Here is an 18,434-nt window from a genome sequence, read left to right on the forward strand (position 1 = left end):
CAGCGTGAAGAGAAGTTACCACAGCTGTGGGAAGATCTCCCCACGGCTGTGGTGAATTAACTATATCGGTGGTTTAACGGATGGATAATGAAGGGATAATAGATATATATCGGTTGCACTTCCTACGTAATACAAGGAAGTAGGACAACATTTAGAATGAAACAGGGTGAGGGTAACTGCCTACCCTCACTTACTATCACCTTTACCCTCACACCTGTAATGCCGATGGATAAAGAGATACAAGCAGAGGATGAGGGTGTGAGGGTAAAAGTGTTCTAAACTTTTGTTTAGAGAAATTTGCTTGGAGATACTCCGTCATGCTTCTTGAATGCTGAATTCGTTTCTTAAACGGGTGTGGAGCATGAAGTTAAATTCATTAGCCGAAAGCCGGAAACTGTTTTATGGCTTTTCGTTGGCTCGCAGACCGAAGACTTTTCCTGTCATCTGCCGGACGGCTACTTTCCACACTTTTACGTTACGTACGGCAGGATCGGAATAGCTGAATGCGTTGTCTGTATAATGTCGCATGATGATATCCAGTGCACGGCGTTTATCGTCTATCTCTTCGATGAATTCCACTTGCCCCCGACACATCGCGCTTTCGGAACGCATACTGTAACTGCAGGCTACCTTTTCGTGTTGGTAGACAAGTTTATGTCCAAGGCTGAAAGTGATGCATACATTATTATTATGTTCCAACATCTCTAACTTGCTGCCTTCGGGACCTGAATGCAGATATATGATACCATTTTCATAACCGAAGTTCATGGGAACTACATAGGGATTACCTTCTAAATCTGTAATGCCCACAAAACAGGCATCGCAATGCAGAATAATGGACTCGATTCGTTGTTTGTCTTCGATAATGACAGTCTTCATGGATATATGAATGTTATAATAGTAAGAATAATCAAAATGATACGCTAAAGTACAGACTTACGACTGATTACACAAATCTATGCGAACTTTTTTCTCGTTACTTTCACAGATTTATCTAATCAATCGTATTTCTGTACTAATGTTATCAGGGGTGAATGAGCTTTTCAGTTTGCTTGAATATTCAAACTTTTACTTTTCTATTAATTCAAAATCCAATTGTTTCTTTTCCAGATTGGCACGAGCTACCCGAACAGTAATAGCGTCTCCCAAACTGTATATTTTGTTTTTGCGGCGTCCGCGAAGACAATAGTTCTTCTCGTCGAATTCGTAGTAGTCATCATCCAGATCACGAACAGGGACCAGACCTTCACATTTGTTTTCGTTCAGTTCTACATAAAGTCCCCACTCGGTTACGCCGGAGATTACACCGTCGTAAATCTGCCCCAGACGTTCGCTCATAAATTCCACCTGTTTATATTTGATGGAAGCACGCTCGGCATTGGCTGCAATTTGTTCCATGTTCGAGCTGTGGTCGCAGAGGTCTTCGTACTTAGCTTCGGATACGCTGCGTCCTCCGTCCATATATTTCGTCACCAAACGGTGTACCATCATGTCCGGGAAACGGCGGATGGGAGAAGTAAAGTGAGTGTAATATTCGAAAGCTAGTCCGTAGTGACCGATGTTATGGGTTGAGTAACGTGCTTTCTGCATGGCGCGGATGGATACGGTTTCTATCAGGTTCTCTTCTTTCTTTCCGTGAATGTCATCCAATAAGTGGTTGATGGATTTGGAGATATCCGTCTTCGTTCCGCTTGTGCGCACTTTGTAGCCGAAGCGGGCAATGAACTGTGACAAGTTCTCCAACTTCTCCGGATCGGGCAGGTCGTGAATACGGTAGGGAAGCACTTTGGGCTTTTTATTTTTGGGCACTTTACCTACAAACTCTGCCACTGTTCTGTTAGCGAGCAACATGAATTCTTCCACCAGTTTATTAGCATCTTTTGACTCCTTGAAGTAAACGCTGATTGGTTTTCCTTTTTCGTCAATCTCGAACTTCACTTCGTAGCGGTCGAAGTTGATGGCTCCTGCAGAGAAACGTTTTTCGCGCAGTGCTTTGGCAATGGTATCTAATGTGAGCACTTCTTCTTTGAAGTCTCCTTCTTTTGTTTCTATGATTTGTTGTGCCTCTTCATAGGTGAAGCGACGGTCGGAGTTGATAACCGTATGTACGATGCGTGAGTCTTTAATTTCTCCTTTTTCCGTAATATCGAAGATAACGGAGAAAGCTAGTTTTTCTTCGTTCGGGCGGAGTGAACAAATGAAGTTACACAGCCGTTCGGGAAGCATCGGAATGGTACGGTCTACCAGGTAAACGGAGGTTGCTCGTTTTTCTGCTTCCTTGTCGATGATTCCTCCTTCTTTTACGTAATGTGTCACGTCGGCAATGTGTACACCCACTTCCCATAATCCGTCTTTCAGTTTGCGGATGGAAAGTGCGTCGTCAAAGTCTTTGGCATCTTTCGGGTCGATGGTGAAAGTTGTTACCTTACGGAAATCTTCGCGTTTGGCAATCTCTTCTGCTGAAATCTCGGCAGGAATCTTGTCTGCTGCTGTTTCTACTGCTTTCGGATATACATACGGCAGACCGAATTCCGCAAGAATAGCGTGCATCTCTGTGGTATTGTCACCAGCCTGACCTAATATATCTATTATTTGTCCGATAGGATTCTTAGCCTTGTCCGGCCATTCGGTTACTTTCACAATGGCTTTATCTCCGGTTTTACCGCCTTTCAGCTTATCTTTCGGAATGAAAATATCATTGGCAAGTGTACGGTTCTCTGTCACCAGGAATGCGTATGACTTGGCTACTTCCAGTGTGCCGACGAAAGTATCGTTTGCACGTTCCAGTATTTCTATTACTTCTCCTTCTGCTTCTCTGTTCTTCCGTTTGGCATAAAAAGCAATTTTTACTTTGTCATTGTTCATGGCATGTGCCGAATTGCGTTCGGCCACAAATATCGGTTCGCCTCCTCCTTCAGGAATAAATGAATTCTTACCATTGCTTTTCCGTTGGAAAGTGCCTGTCATCTCCGTTCCATGATTGTTGAGACGGAATTTTCCTTTTTCTATTTCGGAAATATAATCGTCAGCTAAAAGGTCATGTAATATATCGACGCATAGCATTTTCTGCGGATGGGTGGTGAGACGCAGTTCTGAAAATATATATTTCATACTCAAGGTCTCGCTGGATTTGGCATGGAAAAAGTCTATTAATAATGCTGCCAGCTCTTTCTTACTCATTCTTTTGCCGGCCTTTTTCTCTTTCTTTTCTTTCTTTTTTGCCATATTATATGGAATTTATTAGTAGTTCAACCTACAAAGTAAACAAATTTTTGGACTTGATAGTTCTGAATGAGGACAAAACTTTTTGTGTTACTTGATATTTCATAGATTTTGAAACAGAAAGCCTCCTTTTCTGAATCAATTCGGAAAAGGAGGCTGGTCGGGTTTATAAAGAGAGAGAGAATAAAATTAGAATACCTTCGTTATGGTCATAATTACATATTGCATTTTCACTATTTCCTGTGTAGAGAGGCACATAAAAAGGGAAGTATATCTCTTGACACGCTTCCCTTATCTTTAAGAGAGAATTTATTAATTCTGTAATGAACTAATTGATGAATACTTGTTTATAACTAATTTTTTACGCAACGTACCGAAAGACCGCGTTTTTCTTGTATTCCTCCTTTATCAGAAGAATAACCTAATCCATAGCTCATATTACTGAAATATACAGTTCCTGCTCCATAAGTAGCTTGGTCTGTACTCCAAAAATCTGTTCTACTCTTTGACTTAGGTGTTTCAAAACCTCCACTATGATAGCATTGTCCAGCAGGTATAACATTAAAGCCATAGGTATCACGCGGGCCATTAGCAAGGTCAGGATTTTCATCTATCATGCCAGATTCTCCCCAACCGTCAGTATCAAGTTTTCCTGTTAATGCTGACCAGACGTTTTTACAATCTTTATCAGAGTACTTATTTCCATCCTCATCTGTCCATACGTTACCTTCAACTGGTGCTAATTCACTAGCAACAAAACTTTCTAGCTTTTTCCATTCTGCTTTACTTGGCAGGTGCCATCCGCTAGGACAGATTCCTTGGATACCACTTGGTATGGCTTCTGCATCTCCACCTGTTGCATTCTTTTGGTTCATAGCGGCATACCAATTATACAAGACTCCGTATGTTTTATATTCTTTCGTGCTTTAGCTGCATTTACATCTTCGCCATCATAGTTGAAAACAAAATAGAGTGGATCTCCATCACTAGTAGCGGCAGCTTCCGGTTTGCTAACTGATGGTAAATAGGCCAAGTTCTCTGCCATCCATATTTGTTCACCAATCGTAACAATTTTGTATTCATGATTGTCTCGTGGGTCAATCATTTTTCCTTCTTCCGGTTCAGGAGTTGGTTTTGTTTTTTGTAATGTGACATTAACTTCACTTGTTGCCGTAGTGCCTTGGTCGCCTTTGACAGTTAATTCAATTTTCAGTGCTCCTTCAGCTTGGTTGGCTTCAAACGTATAGTCATAGCTAAAAGGCACTGCGGTAACTTCTGATATAGCTTTGCCTCCTACTTTTAATGTGACGTTTGAGATTTCACCAAAGTCAATCGTAGCTTCTCCTTTGATTGTCATTTTTTCTGCAATGTTTACCGTAGCTCCTTCAGCAGGTGCAGATATGGAGCATGTTACATGTTGCTCGGGAGTAGGGTCGTTGTTGTCGTCACTACAAGCAATTAGTCCTAAGACTGCGAATAAAAAGAATCCAAATTTTTTCATAAATGTATTTATATTTAGTGAGTAATAATATAATAGTTAGTCTTTGATGCAACGGACAGGAAGACCTACTCCGGGATTGAATTCTGCATTGGTTACAAATGTGTGGAGGTCTGACCATAAACGTACGGTGATACCGAATTCAGGTCCCATTTGTACTCCGGCTGTCGAGCTCCACCAGCCGGCACTGTAGCAGGTATGCATCCAGTCTTCGTCACCTGCACATGCACGGAATCCGATGGGTAAACCGTTGAATAAGGTTGCATTATTCTTTTCCATTTCTACGCCAACCCAAGTTGGTTGAGGTTCTATTTCTGTATATTCCGGCAGCATCCACATTGTTGTTGAAGCTAAAGCTTTTGCTATGGCTGTTTCGTCTACCTGACCATCATTCATGATAGCGGCCATGCCGGAGTCTAAAACATATTTAGATAATGTCTGCCATTCTTTTTGTGAAGGAATATGCCATCCGTCAGGACAAACACCTTTTATATTCCGTGTTTCATCTTCTCCTAACGCTGTTTCGCCTTGAAGTGCTGCAGGTAAGTTATAGTAGGCTCCATAAGCTTTCAAATAAGCTTTTCCCAATTCTGTTTTGATATCACTGTCGAACATGACATAATATTTGGGATCTGTTGACGATATATCAAAATTCTGTTCCGGTAAATAGCGTAAATTTTCTGCCATCCATAACTGGTCTGCAAGTTGTACCGTCTTGTATACATTTCCATCACGTGTATCTGTGAGGTCTTCTCCGATTTGAGGTGGTGCAGGTCTGTCACCGAGTTCTGTTGTGACAGTAATAGTTGCCAAAGCACTGCCTTCATGATCTCCTTTGACTGCTAATTCAATTTTCAACTTTCCTGGTTCAGCTTCCTTGGGGAAAGTGTATTCATAGTAGAATGGAACCGAACTTATGTCGGTAATAACTTCTCCTCCTACTTTAAGTTCAGCGGAGATAATTTTACCATAGTTAGTCGTTCCTTCTCCTCTGATAATCAGTTTGTCTGATATTATAACGGTTTCTCCGTTAGTCGGCATAAATATCTCACAGCTTACCTGTTGGTCCGGAAGTATTTCTCCTCCTCCGCCTGCGGTGCTGTTGTCATCTTTACAGCTTGCACCAAGTAATCCTAATGCCACGATAAAGCTAGTTAATAGTATCTTTTTCATATGTTATTGGATTATGTCTTCTTTAAATAGAATACAATTAATAAAAATGGACAGATTGTCTATAACCTTCTGTAGTTTTGCATCTTCATATACCCGGAAAACAAAACCGAAAGGATCACTCTCTTTTATTCCGGAAAAAGCGAAAACGAATGTTCCGTCTGTTAACATTACGGGGCCTAATGAGATTGTTACAGAAGGATCTTTTACATAATATAGGTCAGAGCTAAGAATTTCGAATGAGAGATATAAATTGTCCTCGAAGACTCCTAGGTTTTGACCGGCTCCAAAAGCCAGGCAATTGTCTATGGCTTTTGCTTTCAGTTTGTAAGGCAATCCGGTTAGAATGTTTGAAAGCAGGTATGTTCCGTCTTCCTGTTTTTCAATGCTGACATCTTTCAAACCGTAATTCATTTGCCCGTCTGAAAACATGCCTTGCCAGGTTCCGGTAAGTTCGTCAACATCATATTGTATTACCTGATAAGAAGCCGATCTGTCTTTTGCTGCCACATTGACAATAGCTCCTCTCATTTTTCCGGAGGTATTTTCTTTTACCTTGAAATTTATTCCCTTCGCATTCTGTTCAAATGACAACCATTCTTGAGCTTCTGCGGGTATGTCTATTGTATAATCGAAAGAACTTTGTAGTTTTATTGGCAGAGTAGCTGCTTTATTGTCGGTACGGAGCATCCATTCGTCTTTGCCGAAGATGAAAACAGCTCCGGATTGATTGATGTTGAATGCTTCTGTCTCTACTCCGTTACTGATTGTCAATAAAGCATTTCTACCGGAGTACCCGGTATTTTCTTTTACTTCGAATACCACTTCATTAGGATTTACTTCTTTCAGCACACACCAATCGACGTCAACATCTGCTGTTATATTCCCTGTTGACTGAAGTTGTATGTATCCTTTTCCGCCGGTAGCTTGGAAATTAGTATTTACAGCTTTGATTTCTAACTTGGATTCGCTGCTTTCCGTATCGTTGCATCCCGCTATTGCTACGATGCAAAGTACAAATAAGAATATATTAAAAAGCTTTCTCATAATCGTATTAATTACTTTCGTTTTCTTTTACCATTAAGATTGAGTTATACCAGCTCCAGTAACCCATTAGTCCGGAGGTTGAATATTCATCAGATGAATAAGCCCAGATTATTAATGATGTAATTTCCTGGCTTGCTTTATCCGCAAAGTAAAAAGTGAAAGGGTTGCTGTTTGTCGTCACATTTATCAATCCGTTGCGTAGGCGTGATGGCAGACTTAATTCTGTGTGGGCATAGCCTTCCACACCTGCCGCGCACGCAAAGTAATAAGACGATGAAGAAGTCGAACTTATACTTTGTGAATCTAAAACTAGTTTTCCGCTGGCTTTGTCATACTGGAGGGTGAAGTTGAATCCGCCAATACTTTTCAGTGTATAACTTTCTCCTCTGACTTTAGGAGAGATGGTTACAGATTGCGAAGTTGGCCCTTCGTCATAATCGTCAATCGTTGCAGTGTAGGTACCGATATAGTCTTCATATTGTAGATAGTTTTCGGGATAATATTCTTTAAGTACGATGTCAGTTGCTCCTGCGTCGGTACAAACAAATAGTCTGGACTTTCTATCCCATTTGAAGTTTTGGACTTCAAGTCCGTTGACATTGTACGGGGATTGTAACTTTAATCCTTTTTCTGTGTAGATATAGGGTAAACTTCTTGCACTACTATAATCGGCGCTGTAAGCGGAGAATGTAGCCATTGTGCCATTGTTGCGTATAAAGTAATTCAGTACTTGTCCGCCTTTCTCCATGCGGTATGTATTTAGAAAAGCATCTTTCTCAATGTTAATGATATCTTCAATCTGAATACGCCATGGTATATCTTTGGGCATAGGCGTCATCTCCATTATGTTTTTGTATTTTTTTCCTTGCAGAATTACTTTGTCGGGAGTTGCGCTCATTATAATAAACTCGTAATCCCCTCCTAGGTTCATGTTCAGGCCTAAAGGACCTGAAAACATATGGATCAGTGGGTTGTATGAGTCGAAAGTGAGCATTGTGCTTTGTTCCGATTTTACTTGATACAGAGAGGTTATTATAGTTCCCGGTTTATAGCTTTCTGCGCCTGTTTCCGAAGCCATTTCTACCTGCTTCCCGTCAAATTTCATTAGTAAAGTGACTGCACCTGCAGAATAGTTGCTTCCTATGTAATATTCCAGTTTCCAGCCGTTCGGCACATCTTTAAGAATCTCCTGGCATTTGATTACATCGGCTGTGGCTCTATTGGCAGATGATTCGTCGAATATTTCTTCTTCGGAGAAAAGACAAGATTGCAAAACAATGCAGGCCAATGCCAGAAGTGTGTATATGGATAGATATTTCTTCATAATTTTCATATTTTATTCAATAATACTTAAGTCTACATAGCCGTTTGCTATGTCATCCTGGCGTCGTAGAACAATCTCGCGTAATTCGTCCAGATTGATTCCCCAGGTTTGTTCCATATAACTATAGACTATTTCGAATTTCTGCTTTATGAGTGCACGGCCGTTTTCACCGGCATTTTGCAGCATGTTATTCCAGTAGTCTTTGGTATTTGTGACATACACTGCGATGTTCTCCACAAAATCTTCACGTGATTCACTCATTGCATAAGGAGTGACAAATCCTTGTTGCCATGCATTGCGGTCGGCTCCCACCATATACCAGTCGCTACCGATGTAGGCATTTTCCGTAATACGGTCAAAGGCCGGATCGTAGTTTTTAGTTTGATGCAGAATATGTGCGAACTCATGGTGCATTGTCTGGAAATAGTAGTCGTTTAACAGGTTAATATCTATTTGGTCGGGATTGATGTCATTTACATTGTATAATGTAATTTTCATGCCGCCTTCAGCTGTTCCTAATACCATAGTTCCATTGTCTTCATAGGCGGGGGAACCGATAAAGTGGATTGTCTTAGGAATATATTGGCGTAAGAAGTTCGGATTGCCTGTTGCTTCATCGTATGCTTCCAGCCACACATGTTTGATAATTTTGGCCAGTACCACAGACTTTTTGTATTCGGCAGGTGCTAATACGTGTGTCATGTCGCTCTCGTTATCTTCCATGCGATATTTTAATGCAATGTTGTATGGATGGGTATAATTGCCTAATATCCACTTGTCGAATGGGCTACGATCTACTTCTTCTGTGGAGAAAATGCTGTTTGCTTTGTCTACGTCTTCGTCATTGTTGCAAGCACCCAGTCCACAGGTCAATGTCATGATTAAACTATATATGATGTATTTCTTCATATTTTTTTCCTCCTAAAGTTATTTAGTCATTTCTTGGATTTGGTTGCATACCTGCTGTAATGACACTGGCCGGTAGCTGAATTGCACGTCTGGGGTCATTTGTGTCCATCTTGTCGGTGATATTCACCAAGGTATAACCTTCATAATAGCGGCGGTAGATTATAATGCCATAGCGTTTTATATCTTGCCATCTAAGCCCCTCTTCTAAGGTTAGCAGACGTCTTGCATGTAGAATACAATGTATTAGATTCTCCTGCATTCCTTTTTCTACTACAAAATCCGGATGCAATTCCTTTTTTACTGTCGGAGCTTCCGGCGTGTAATATTTTAGTCGGGCATAAAAATCATTGATTGTCTCCTTGGTCAAAGTTTGGGTGTTTTTTGTAAAGGCTTTCTGCCAGGCATCTATATCGGCGGCAGCTTCGTCATAACGTTTTAGTAACGTGTAGGCTTCAGCCCGGCAAAGCAATGCTTCATCGGTGGTAAAAGCAGGATACAGCATATAGCCGACCCAACTGTTGCCCGACGTGAATTGCTGATAGATTACTAAGCGGCGGAATCCGTTCTTTATAGAGCCACCGGGTGAAAATGGGATCTGATGATAACTTGACTGATCTCCCCATGGACCTTCGGATTTACAACTTTCCGAAGCAGTAATATTGTTCATGCAATATCTCTCGCAGTTGGCATAACCCGGATCGGAAACCAATGGCCAATATGAAGCTGCTGATATTACCATTAGATTGGCACGGTTATCTGCATCTACATAAGCGTTCGGCTGTATATTTTTGTTGGGAGATAAAGCTCCTAATGCAGCCCAGTCACGTAAATATTGGGACGCATTATTACCGAGTACTATATTGGCATAATTGATAACTTTCTGACAGTTGGAAAAATCCGGTTGTGTATAATATAGATAAAAGCGGGCTGCAAATGCATAAGCGGCCTTTTTATTAAAATGATATTTTACCCGTAAGTAAATATTGTCATCAATTAAAGGTAGCCCTTCTTCTAAATCGGCTGCAATATTTTTGTATACTTCAGCAACTGTTCCGCGTGAGTATTGTGGATTTACAGATGTTTCCGGTTCTTTTATGTAAGGTATACCCAAGTCTTTGTCCCCATTTGTACCATACGCTTTGCAGAATGTGGTAGCTAATACAAAATGATTGTATGCACGGCATATCAAAGCTTCGCCTTTTTGGGCTGATAATGATTGAGGATTTCCCATCTGCTCAATAGCCGCCAAGGCTTGGTTGGCTGATGCAATCGAGTTATAACAGTCATTCCATAAAGCATGAGGAGAGTCCTGATTTTCTTCAGTCGTTTGTTGCCAACGGTACAAATGTTCGTTTAATCGAAAAAGGTAGCTGTATGCTCTGCTATTTTCATCGATATTGTCACTGTAAAATTCTCCTATGTGGCAGTTGGTAGTCATAGGATATGCAGATACCAGAACTTTAGTAATACTTTCTTCAGTAGTCAATTCGGTTCGGTTATCCGGCATTTCATCTAAAAAGTCACTACAGGAAGTTGTTCCCAAGCATAGAGCTGAAATGAGTGTTGTATATAAGACGTTTCTGTATTTCATCATTTTTATAATTATCTGAATGGTTAAAATCCTAATCTAAGAGTCAATGTAAACTGACGAGGTACAGGGGAAGCTACTCCACCGGTATTGAAGAATTCCGGGTCCTGTCCGTTGAGTTTTTTATCTGCATAAATCAGGAATAAATTGGTAGCCTGAAGTTTCAAAGATAAATTAGATATCTTTGCTGGTGCAATCCATGATTGGGGGAAGTCATAGGACAAGGATATCTCTTTCATACGGATAAAGTCTCCCTTGGCAATTCGTTCTGTAGAATAATTGTAGGCATTATATGCATACATTAAATCTTTATTATCTTCATATTGGCGTTTCGAGATAATAGCGGGGATATTCGTGCGTTTCTCATCACCTGGCACTGTCCAGCGATTCTTGAATTCGCGTGGCATAGAAGATAAGTCGCTGTATTGATAGCTGAAACATGGATTCAAACGTACTACATTACCAAATGAATAGGTGATGAATACATTCAGTTTGAATGCTTTATAAGTGAAAATATTACCAAAACTTCCTGTTATGGTAGGATCAGTAGGACCTTCATATTTTAGGTAGTCTATGTTGTCACGTGTCTGAAAATCAATATCGGTACTGGTTATTTTTCCATTGATATTATACATCGGGATACCATTTGAATTTAGACCGACAAATGGAATGGAAAACAAACCACGTACTGGGTAACCCTGACGGGCAAAACCGTAACCTGAAACTAAATCCATTACGCTGGAACGGGCATCAGTTCCGTAACTTCATTTTTTGCTTTGGAAAAGATGAAGTCTGTATGCCATGAAAAGTCTTTCGACTGGATATTCTTACTTGAGATGGTGAACTCGATACCATGTGATTTCATGGAAGCTATATTGGCATATTTGTAGATAGAACCGCCTACTCCTTGTGTCGGGGTAATACCAATCAGGTCATAGTTGTTGCGTTTATACCAGTCGATCGAAAAATTGATCCGGTTGTCTAAGAATCCCATGTCGGCACCGATGTTCAACTCATGCTTTTTTTCGTAGGTTAATTCACTGTTTTCAGGATCAGATACATAAAGTCCTGTTTCCTGTCCGCTGGTGAAAGGACGAAATGGTGAATAACTAGTGATTATGGCATGTGAGTTGGTCACATATTCCGGTCCTCTATCGGCTGTTAAAGAGTAGGATGCTTTGAATGTTAAGTGTGACAGTACAGAGCTGAATGTCTTGAAGAAATTTTCTTCATGTACATTCCATGCTCCTGACATATTCCATGTAGGAAGCCAGCGGGAAGAACGGCTTTTTCCCATGCGATTGGTGCCTTCATAGCGGAATGTTCCGTTTACTGTATAACGTCCATCATAAGAATAAGTTGCGTTGGCAAAGCCTGCTACACTTCTTGTTGTTGTATGGTTTAATCCATAATAGCTTTCACCGGATTCAATGCCCTTCTTGAAGAATTCATATACATACGATGGTATTTCACCCATTGTATATTGCATTCCCCATCCTTGAAAATAATTCTGCATACGTTTCAAATCATTTACTTCCATACCGGCGAAAAGATTGGTTATATGCTTTTCTGCAAATAAATGATTCCAGGATGCTGTGGCACGGAAGTCTACCCCCAACATACGATAGTCCTTACGCTGGTAGATACCTCCTTCCGGTAGTATACTGATAGGCAAAGCATACGGATTATCCGGATTGGTATACAATAAGTTGTTTTCGTCACGAATGGTAGCGTCGTCCATTCCTGTGCGATAAGCGGTTGCCTGATTCGAGTGATCTTTGATATTGTGTTCTTGTGAAGAAGCCTGATATCTGACTGCTCCTAATGCACTTAGCTCTAACTCCGGAAGTGCTTTCCATTTTATTTCTCCTTGAAACTTAACATCAGCTACATTCAAATCCATATAATTGTTATCCAATTCATGGAGGATATTGAACGGTGCATAGTTGGCTGTATAGTCAACTGTTGGATCTAGTGCACGTGATGTATTTAGTGCATACGAATAGGGATTGATGTCAAACTGACGGGTAACTTCTCCACTTGCTGCATTAACCTCTGAACTTAGTGTCCCGGGGGCTTTCTGTTTACGGTAGGAAGCACTGGAGATCAGGTTTATAGATAAATTCTTATATATATTATATGTTGTATTTAAATTAGCAGTATAACGTTTTACTTCGCTTTGTTTATACCATCCCGGATCTGACATCGCACTTAATGAAGCATAGAATGAAGACTTTTCAGTTCCGGAAGTGATGCTGACCGAATGGTTTTGTGTAACGTTGTTGGAAAATAAGGTATTGAACCAGTCGGTATTTCTCATTTCCGCTTCGCGCAGGTAAGCATTACGTGCTTCCGGTGTGTTGGCAAGTCCGAATTGTCCTGTAACCGGGTTATATTGATTGATTAATTGATACATACGTCCATATACACCACTATCTTTGGCACGGTAAGTATCGCTGTTATTAAGCCATCCTTTCTGCTCCATCTCTTTGTAGATTCCCATTTGTTCCTGCGAATTCATAATGTTGAATTCTTTATAACTGGGAATCATACGGGTTGTAAATTCACCGGTATAGCTCATTTTGCTAACGCCGGCTTTTCCCTTCTTGGTTGTTACTACAATAACCCCTGCCATGGCTCGTGCGCCATAGATAGAGGTTGCTGATCCGTCTTTCAATATTTGAAAGCTCTCGATATCATCTGAATTCAACCCGGCAATGGCTGAACTGATTAGCGTCTCTGCATCTCCTGAAGATAAGTCATCCGGACCTACGTCAATAGCATCCTCCATGATGACTCCATCTACTACCCATAATGGCTTTGAACTACCGAAAATAGATGTGGCACCGCGTACCCGGATTTTCGGGGCAGTACCAAACGTGCCGGAAACATTTTGTACAGATACGCCTGCGGCGCGTCCTTCAAGTCCACGGCTGATATCAGGCAAACCATCTAGTTTCACTTCATCTGCGGACAATTGTTTGGTTGCTCCTGTAAACAGGCGTTTATCCATTTTTTGCATACCTGTTACTACTACTTCTGATAAAGTTTGTACATCAGGCATTAATGTAACATTCATAGTTGGGGTAGGAGTCAGATCTTGTGGCTTCATTCCTATATAAGAAAATTGTAACAGGGATTTATTGGATACATTTTCTATCGAAAACTTTCCGTCTATGTCTGTTAATACACCGGACTTGCTTCCCTTGATGACAACAGTTGCACCGATGAGAGGCTGTCCGTCATCACCGGAAATTACCACTCCTTTTACATTGAATACTTTCGCTTGTTTGGAAGGACCTTTGGAAGTAATTGTGATAAATTGATCTTCAATATGGTATTCTAGTGGCTTATTGGCTAAGATAATATCGAGAGTCTGCTCTATACTCTTATCTTTGACAGAGCCGGAAACGGTGAATTTCTTGACATCGTCATACGTAAATAGGATTTTGTAGCCGGAGAGTTTTTCCAGACGTTTAAGTACGGATGGCAATCGTTCGTTGCTAATCTCAATCGTGATTTTCTTTTGTGATTGCGTTTGAGCATTAACTTGGTAAGGCTGGAAGCACAATACGCATAGAAAACACACAATAAATAAGTTCCAATTATTTCTCATACGTTTGTTTTTAATAACACTATTTGGATATGTTTATATAACTAATGCGTATGAGAAAAGAAAATGGATACCCCTTTTGCGATTTATTTTTTAATAAAAGTGATATTTTGTTGTTTATTGCATAGATTTGTTATACTTATGCAATAAAAACCTAGTCTATGGTAAGCGTATTGCCTTGCAAGGTGACAGTGACTTTTTTCATTCTGTTAAGCAATGAGATTGTGTGCTCTAAATCTTTAGTGCGATCGGATATGAAGTGCATTTTATACGTCATTGCTCCTTTGTTTCTGAATTCTATGTTTACATTGTACCAGCGTCCTAAGTTTTGCATAATATCTTTCAATGTAATATTGTCAAAATAGAAATAGCCGTCTTTCCAATAGACGTAAGAGTCTAAGTCTACTTCTGTTAGAACGAAATTTCCATCAGATTGCAGGTGTGCGTCTTCTCCCGGATATAGTCGGGTATATGATCCTCCTTTTGTGTTACTTACTTCTACTTTCCCGTTAATAAGTACTACATGAGTATCTTCGGGAGTATAGCTACGTATATTGAATTCCGTGCCGAGAACGCGGGTTTGGACTGTCTTGGTTTTTACAATAAAGGGATGCTTGGCGTCTTTGGCCACCTTGAAATAAGCTTCGCCTTCTAAAGTAACGATACGCTCGTTGCCAATAAAGGCTGTAGGGTAAACAAAATTACTATTAGCATTCAGCCAGACTTCTGTGCCGTCACATAATACCACTTTGAAACTTTCACCTCGTGGTACGGTAAGTACATGTGTCTGTGTAGTTGTTGAGATGACTTGCCTATAATCCAGCTCTTTTTTTTCAGACTTTGCGATGGCGGTTTTAGGCAGGACTTGATTGTTTGACTGCGGTTCGTCTAACACAATTTTTTCTCCGTCATCTTTTTGCAAAACAATATGTTGGGGAGTAGTATCAGCAGTGAATACAGTGATTGGTTCGAGTGCAGGGGTTGTCAGGCTATTAATTAAATAGTAACTCCCGAATAGAACGGTAATCATGGCGGCTATTCCGATAGTTATCTTCCAGAGATTGGAACGCATTCGTGTCGAATGTTGTTTTTTCTTGAATCGCTCCAATTCCATTTCTACATTAGGAAGTTCTATTCCTCCTTTTTGTTGTAGGAAAAGACTACTATCCATGATGTCGCGACAAGCTTGCAGGACTTCTTTATCTTTAAGCATCTCCTGCAGCTGTTCGTCGTTTATCTCTGAAGAACTCTCCATGATGTCGAGCGCCTTCTCTACAGATTCATCTGTATTATTTATATTGTCAATATCTTTATTCATCACTGTTTGACTGTATCATACTTATTTATATTACGTTTAATCATAAAATAAAGATACCTGATTTATGATTTTTTTGCACATTCTTCACGTATCACCTGTAATGCTTTCACAATATGCTTCCTGACTGCACTGACACTGATATTTAATTCTTCTGCTACTTCCTGATATTTCTTGCGCTGAATATAACATTCTTCTAAAATATGCCTGGTATGTGGAGTCAGTTTTTCCATTGCCTTGCTGATATGCATCATTCTTTCATCTTGCTCCAGATATTCCGTTTCAACATAACTTTTGGTCAGTTCGGAATAGATTTGTACATACTGTTCATGTGTATTCTGATGTCGCAGGAAGTCAATGCTTTTGTTGCGAACGTAAATGTATAGATAAGATTTAGCCGTGGCTTTATCTATTTTTGCATAATTGGCCCAAATAAATTCGAAGGCGTCGCTTACGATATCCTTGCTAGCCTCCATATTATTAATCAGGTGAAATGCATAATAATAAAGTTGAGGATAGTACTCTTTAAAAAGAAAATCAAAATCGGCCTTATCTTCCACGTGCTTTAAAAGTGTTGAATAGTAAATAAATCGCGTTGCAAATAAACAAATAATAATTGAGAAAAGCAAAATGGCTTTTATTTTATATTTATCGTATCTTTGTGGCATCATATTTTTTCAATTAATATTCATGTAGGACCTGAAAAGTAATAATGGAGAGTATTTTAATTACAGGCGCGAGTGGTTTTATCGGCAGTTTCATCGTGGAGGAAGCGTTGAAGCGAAAGTTTGGTGTGTGGGCCGGGATTCGTTCTACGAGTAGCAAGCGGTATTTGAAAAACCGGAAAATCCACTTTCTGGAACTGGATTTTGCGCACCCTAATGAACTTCGTGCCCAACTCTCCGGGCATAAAGGCACTTACAACAAATTTGATTATATCATTCATTGTGCCGGTGTTACAAAGTGCCCCGACAAGCACTCTTTTGACTATGTAAATTATCTTCAGACCAAATATTTTATCGATACGTTGAAGGAGCTGAATATGGTTCCGAAACAGTTTATCTATATCAGTACATTGAGTGTGTTCGGACCTGTACGTGAGAAGGACTATACTCCGATAAAAGCGGACGACCCTGCGGTACCCAATACTGCTTATGGATTGAGTAAACTGAAAGCGGAGTTGTATATTCAGAGTATGCCCGGTTTCCCTTATGTCATTTATCGTCCTACAGGAGTCTATGGACCTCGTGAAGCTGATTACTATCTGATGGCAAAGTCTATCCAGAAACACGTTGATTTCTCGGTCGGTTTCCGTCGTCAGGATTTGACTTTTGTGTATGTAAAAGACATTGTGCAGGCTATTTTCCTAGGAATAGAGAAAAAAGTAGTTCGTAAGGCGTATTTCTTGACAGACGGGAAAGTTTATAAAAGCCGTGCCTTTTCGGATCTGATACAAAAAGAATTGGGTAATCCGTTTGTTCTTCACTTGAAATGTCCATTAATTGTGCTAAAAGTTATATCTTTGTTCGCTGAATTCATTGCTACACGTTCCGGGAGGAGCAGTACCCTGAATTCGGATAAATATAAGATAATGAAACAACGCAACTGGCAATGCGATATAACCCCGGTAATGGATGAACTGGGGTATGTGCCCGAATATGATTTGGAAAAGGGAGTTCGGGAAACCATTGCCTGGTATAAAAATGAAGGATGGCTTTAGACTTATTTAAGCGCATAGAAACCCGGAAAGGGTTGTTTGCTGTGGAAAAGATTACATTGATTTATAATCTGTTGACTTCCATATTGATTCTGTTCCTGTTTCAGCGGATGGATCATCCATGGCACATGTTGCTGGATAGGGCGATGATCGCGGCAATGACTTTTTTATTGATGTATCTTTATCGTCTTGCTCCCTGTAAATTTTCGGCGTTTGTGCGTATTGTTATTCAGATGAGTCTGCTGTCTTACTGGTATCCGGATACTTTCGAGTTCAATCGTTTCTTTCCGAATTTAGATCATGTATTTGCAACTGCCGAACAGTTTATTTTCAATGGTCAGCCTGCTATTTGGTTCTGCCATACGTTTCCACATCTTATAGTCAGCGAGGCATTCAATATGGGATATTTCTTTTATTATCCGATGATGCTGATTGTGGCTCTATTCTATTTCATTTATAAATTTGAGTGGTTCGAGAAGATGTCTTTTGTGCTTGTCACTTCTTTCTTTATTTACTATCTGATTTATATATTCGTTCCTGTTGCAGGCCCTCAATTCTATTTTCCTGCCATTGGTATTGATAATGTATCTAAAGGTATTTTCCCTGCTATTGATGATTATTTCAATTATAATCAGGAGTTGCTTCCCGGACCGGGCTATCAGCACGGATTTTTTTATAGTTTGGTGGAAGGCTCGCAGCAAGTGGGTGAACGCCCTACGGCGGCATTCCCCAGTTCGCATGTAGGCATTTCTACTATTCTGATGATTATGGCTTGGCGTGGCAGCAAGAAGTTGTTTGCCTGTCTTATACCTTTCTATATGTTGCTCTGTGGGGCTACCGTATATATTCAGGCGCATTATGTGATTGATGCCATTGTTGGTTTCTTCTCTGCATTCCTATTGTATGTAGTCGTAACCTGGATGTTCAAAAAGTGGTTTGCGCAGCCGATGTTTAAATAGAAACCAAAGACCTTGACGTTTTAATTAGATCATGTTATTCTTCAGGAACAAGTACAAGTTCCTGAAGAATAG

Annotated in this window: 12 protein-coding genes and 2 pseudogenes; 3 read left to right on the forward strand and 11 right to left on the reverse strand. The window is 40.2% G+C overall.

What is annotated here, in order from left to right; translation table 11 throughout:
- The first annotated feature begins 156 nt into the window (after positions 1–156).
- Positions 157–279: a hypothetical protein gene (locus tag DXA05_RS27950; RefSeq protein WP_255299338.1), complete on the forward strand. Its 123-nt coding sequence runs from the start codon at positions 157–159 to the stop codon at positions 277–279.
- Positions 280–399: 120 nt separating this feature from the next.
- Here the strand turns inward: DXA05_RS27950 and DXA05_RS20220 are convergent, their stop codons facing one another.
- From DXA05_RS20220 to DXA05_RS20270, 11 genes and pseudogenes are all read right to left on the reverse strand, one after another.
- Positions 400–879, reverse strand: coding sequence for a pyridoxamine 5'-phosphate oxidase family protein (locus tag DXA05_RS20220; protein WP_004317010.1), 480 nt, complete (start codon positions 877–879; stop codon positions 400–402).
- Positions 880–1,068: 189 nt separating this feature from the next.
- On the reverse strand, positions 1,069–3,225 hold the full coding sequence (rnr, locus tag DXA05_RS20225; protein WP_008023447.1) for a ribonuclease R: 2,157 nt from the start codon (positions 3,223–3,225) through the stop codon (positions 1,069–1,071).
- A 350-nt stretch (positions 3,226–3,575) separates the two neighbouring features.
- Positions 3,576–4,723: pseudogene (locus DXA05_RS20230) on the reverse strand (FISUMP domain-containing protein).
- A 36-nt stretch (positions 4,724–4,759) separates the two neighbouring features.
- The gene (locus DXA05_RS20235) at positions 4,760–5,893 is read right to left on the reverse strand and encodes a fibrobacter succinogenes major paralogous domain-containing protein (protein ID WP_128859553.1); all 1,134 of its coding nucleotides are present in this window, start codon (positions 5,891–5,893) and stop codon (positions 4,760–4,762) included.
- Between the two features lie 3 nt (positions 5,894–5,896).
- Entirely contained in the window at positions 5,897–6,937 is a 1,041-nt protein-coding gene (locus DXA05_RS20240) for a BACON domain-containing carbohydrate-binding protein (protein WP_128859554.1), read from the reverse strand.
- 7 nt (positions 6,938–6,944) lie between these two features.
- On the reverse strand, positions 6,945–8,261 hold the full coding sequence (locus DXA05_RS20245; RefSeq protein WP_008023439.1) for a DUF4302 domain-containing protein: 1,317 nt from the start codon (positions 8,259–8,261) through the stop codon (positions 6,945–6,947).
- Positions 8,262–8,273: 12 nt separating this feature from the next.
- Positions 8,274–9,170, reverse strand: coding sequence for a putative zinc-binding metallopeptidase (locus tag DXA05_RS20250; protein ID WP_008023438.1), 897 nt, complete (start codon positions 9,168–9,170; stop codon positions 8,274–8,276).
- 22 nt (positions 9,171–9,192) lie between these two features.
- The gene (locus tag DXA05_RS20255) at positions 9,193–10,761 is read right to left on the reverse strand and encodes a RagB/SusD family nutrient uptake outer membrane protein (protein WP_128859566.1); all 1,569 of its coding nucleotides are present in this window, start codon (positions 10,759–10,761) and stop codon (positions 9,193–9,195) included.
- Positions 10,762–10,784: 23 nt separating this feature from the next.
- Positions 10,785–14,374, reverse strand: a pseudogene (locus tag DXA05_RS20260) (SusC/RagA family TonB-linked outer membrane protein).
- Between the two features lie 151 nt (positions 14,375–14,525).
- Positions 14,526–15,689, reverse strand: a complete 1,164-nt coding sequence (locus DXA05_RS20265; RefSeq protein ID WP_128859555.1) for a FecR family protein — start codon at positions 15,687–15,689, stop codon at positions 14,526–14,528.
- Between the two features lie 62 nt (positions 15,690–15,751).
- On the reverse strand, positions 15,752–16,354 hold the full coding sequence (locus tag DXA05_RS20270; RefSeq protein WP_128859567.1) for an RNA polymerase sigma-70 factor: 603 nt from the start codon (positions 16,352–16,354) through the stop codon (positions 15,752–15,754).
- 44 nt (positions 16,355–16,398) lie between these two features.
- On the opposite strand from DXA05_RS20270, the gene DXA05_RS20275 reads away from it, so the two are divergent.
- The gene (locus DXA05_RS20275; protein WP_128859556.1) at positions 16,399–17,406 is read left to right on the forward strand and encodes an NAD(P)-dependent oxidoreductase; all 1,008 of its coding nucleotides are present in this window, start codon (positions 16,399–16,401) and stop codon (positions 17,404–17,406) included.
- Complete coding sequence (locus tag DXA05_RS20280; RefSeq protein WP_128859557.1) at positions 17,397–18,362, forward strand: phosphatase PAP2 family protein; 966 nt, start codon at positions 17,397–17,399, stop codon at positions 18,360–18,362. The genes DXA05_RS20275 and DXA05_RS20280 overlap by 10 nt, the downstream gene beginning before the upstream one ends.
- The last annotated feature ends 72 nt before the right edge of the window (positions 18,363–18,434 follow it).

It is taken from the genome of Bacteroides sp. AM54-2NS (assembly GCF_003602935.1).
GTDB classification, from domain to species: domain Bacteria; phylum Bacteroidota; class Bacteroidia; order Bacteroidales; family Bacteroidaceae; genus Bacteroides; species Bacteroides xylanisolvens.

What these genes read in the sequence shown, in the direction of transcription:
- DXA05_RS27950 (WP_255299338.1), top strand. Translation starts at nt 157, where the DNA reads ATGAAACAGGGTGAGGGTAACTGCCTACCCTCACTTACTATCACCTTT.
- DXA05_RS20220 (WP_004317010.1), bottom strand. Translation starts at nt 879, where the DNA reads ATGAAGACTGTCATTATCGAAGACAAACAACGAATCGAGTCCATTATT.
- rnr (WP_008023447.1), bottom strand. Translation starts at nt 3,225, where the DNA reads ATGGCAAAAAAGAAAGAAAAGAAAGAGAAAAAGGCCGGCAAAAGAATG.
- DXA05_RS20235 (WP_128859553.1), bottom strand. Translation starts at nt 5,893, where the DNA reads ATGAAAAAGATACTATTAACTAGCTTTATCGTGGCATTAGGATTACTT.
- DXA05_RS20240 (WP_128859554.1), bottom strand. Translation starts at nt 6,937, where the DNA reads ATGAGAAAGCTTTTTAATATATTCTTATTTGTACTTTGCATCGTAGCA.
- DXA05_RS20245 (WP_008023439.1), bottom strand. Translation starts at nt 8,261, where the DNA reads ATGAAGAAATATCTATCCATATACACACTTCTGGCATTGGCCTGCATT.
- DXA05_RS20250 (WP_008023438.1), bottom strand. Translation starts at nt 9,170, where the DNA reads ATGAAGAAATACATCATATATAGTTTAATCATGACATTGACCTGTGGA.
- DXA05_RS20255 (WP_128859566.1), bottom strand. Translation starts at nt 10,761, where the DNA reads ATGAAATACAGAAACGTCTTATATACAACACTCATTTCAGCTCTATGC.
- DXA05_RS20265 (WP_128859555.1), bottom strand. Translation starts at nt 15,689, where the DNA reads ATGAATAAAGATATTGACAATATAAATAATACAGATGAATCTGTAGAG.
- DXA05_RS20270 (WP_128859567.1), bottom strand. Translation starts at nt 16,354, where the DNA reads ATGCCACAAAGATACGATAAATATAAAATAAAAGCCATTTTGCTTTTC.
- DXA05_RS20275 (WP_128859556.1), top strand. Translation starts at nt 16,399, where the DNA reads ATGGAGAGTATTTTAATTACAGGCGCGAGTGGTTTTATCGGCAGTTTC.
- DXA05_RS20280 (WP_128859557.1), top strand. Translation starts at nt 17,397, where the DNA reads ATGGCTTTAGACTTATTTAAGCGCATAGAAACCCGGAAAGGGTTGTTT.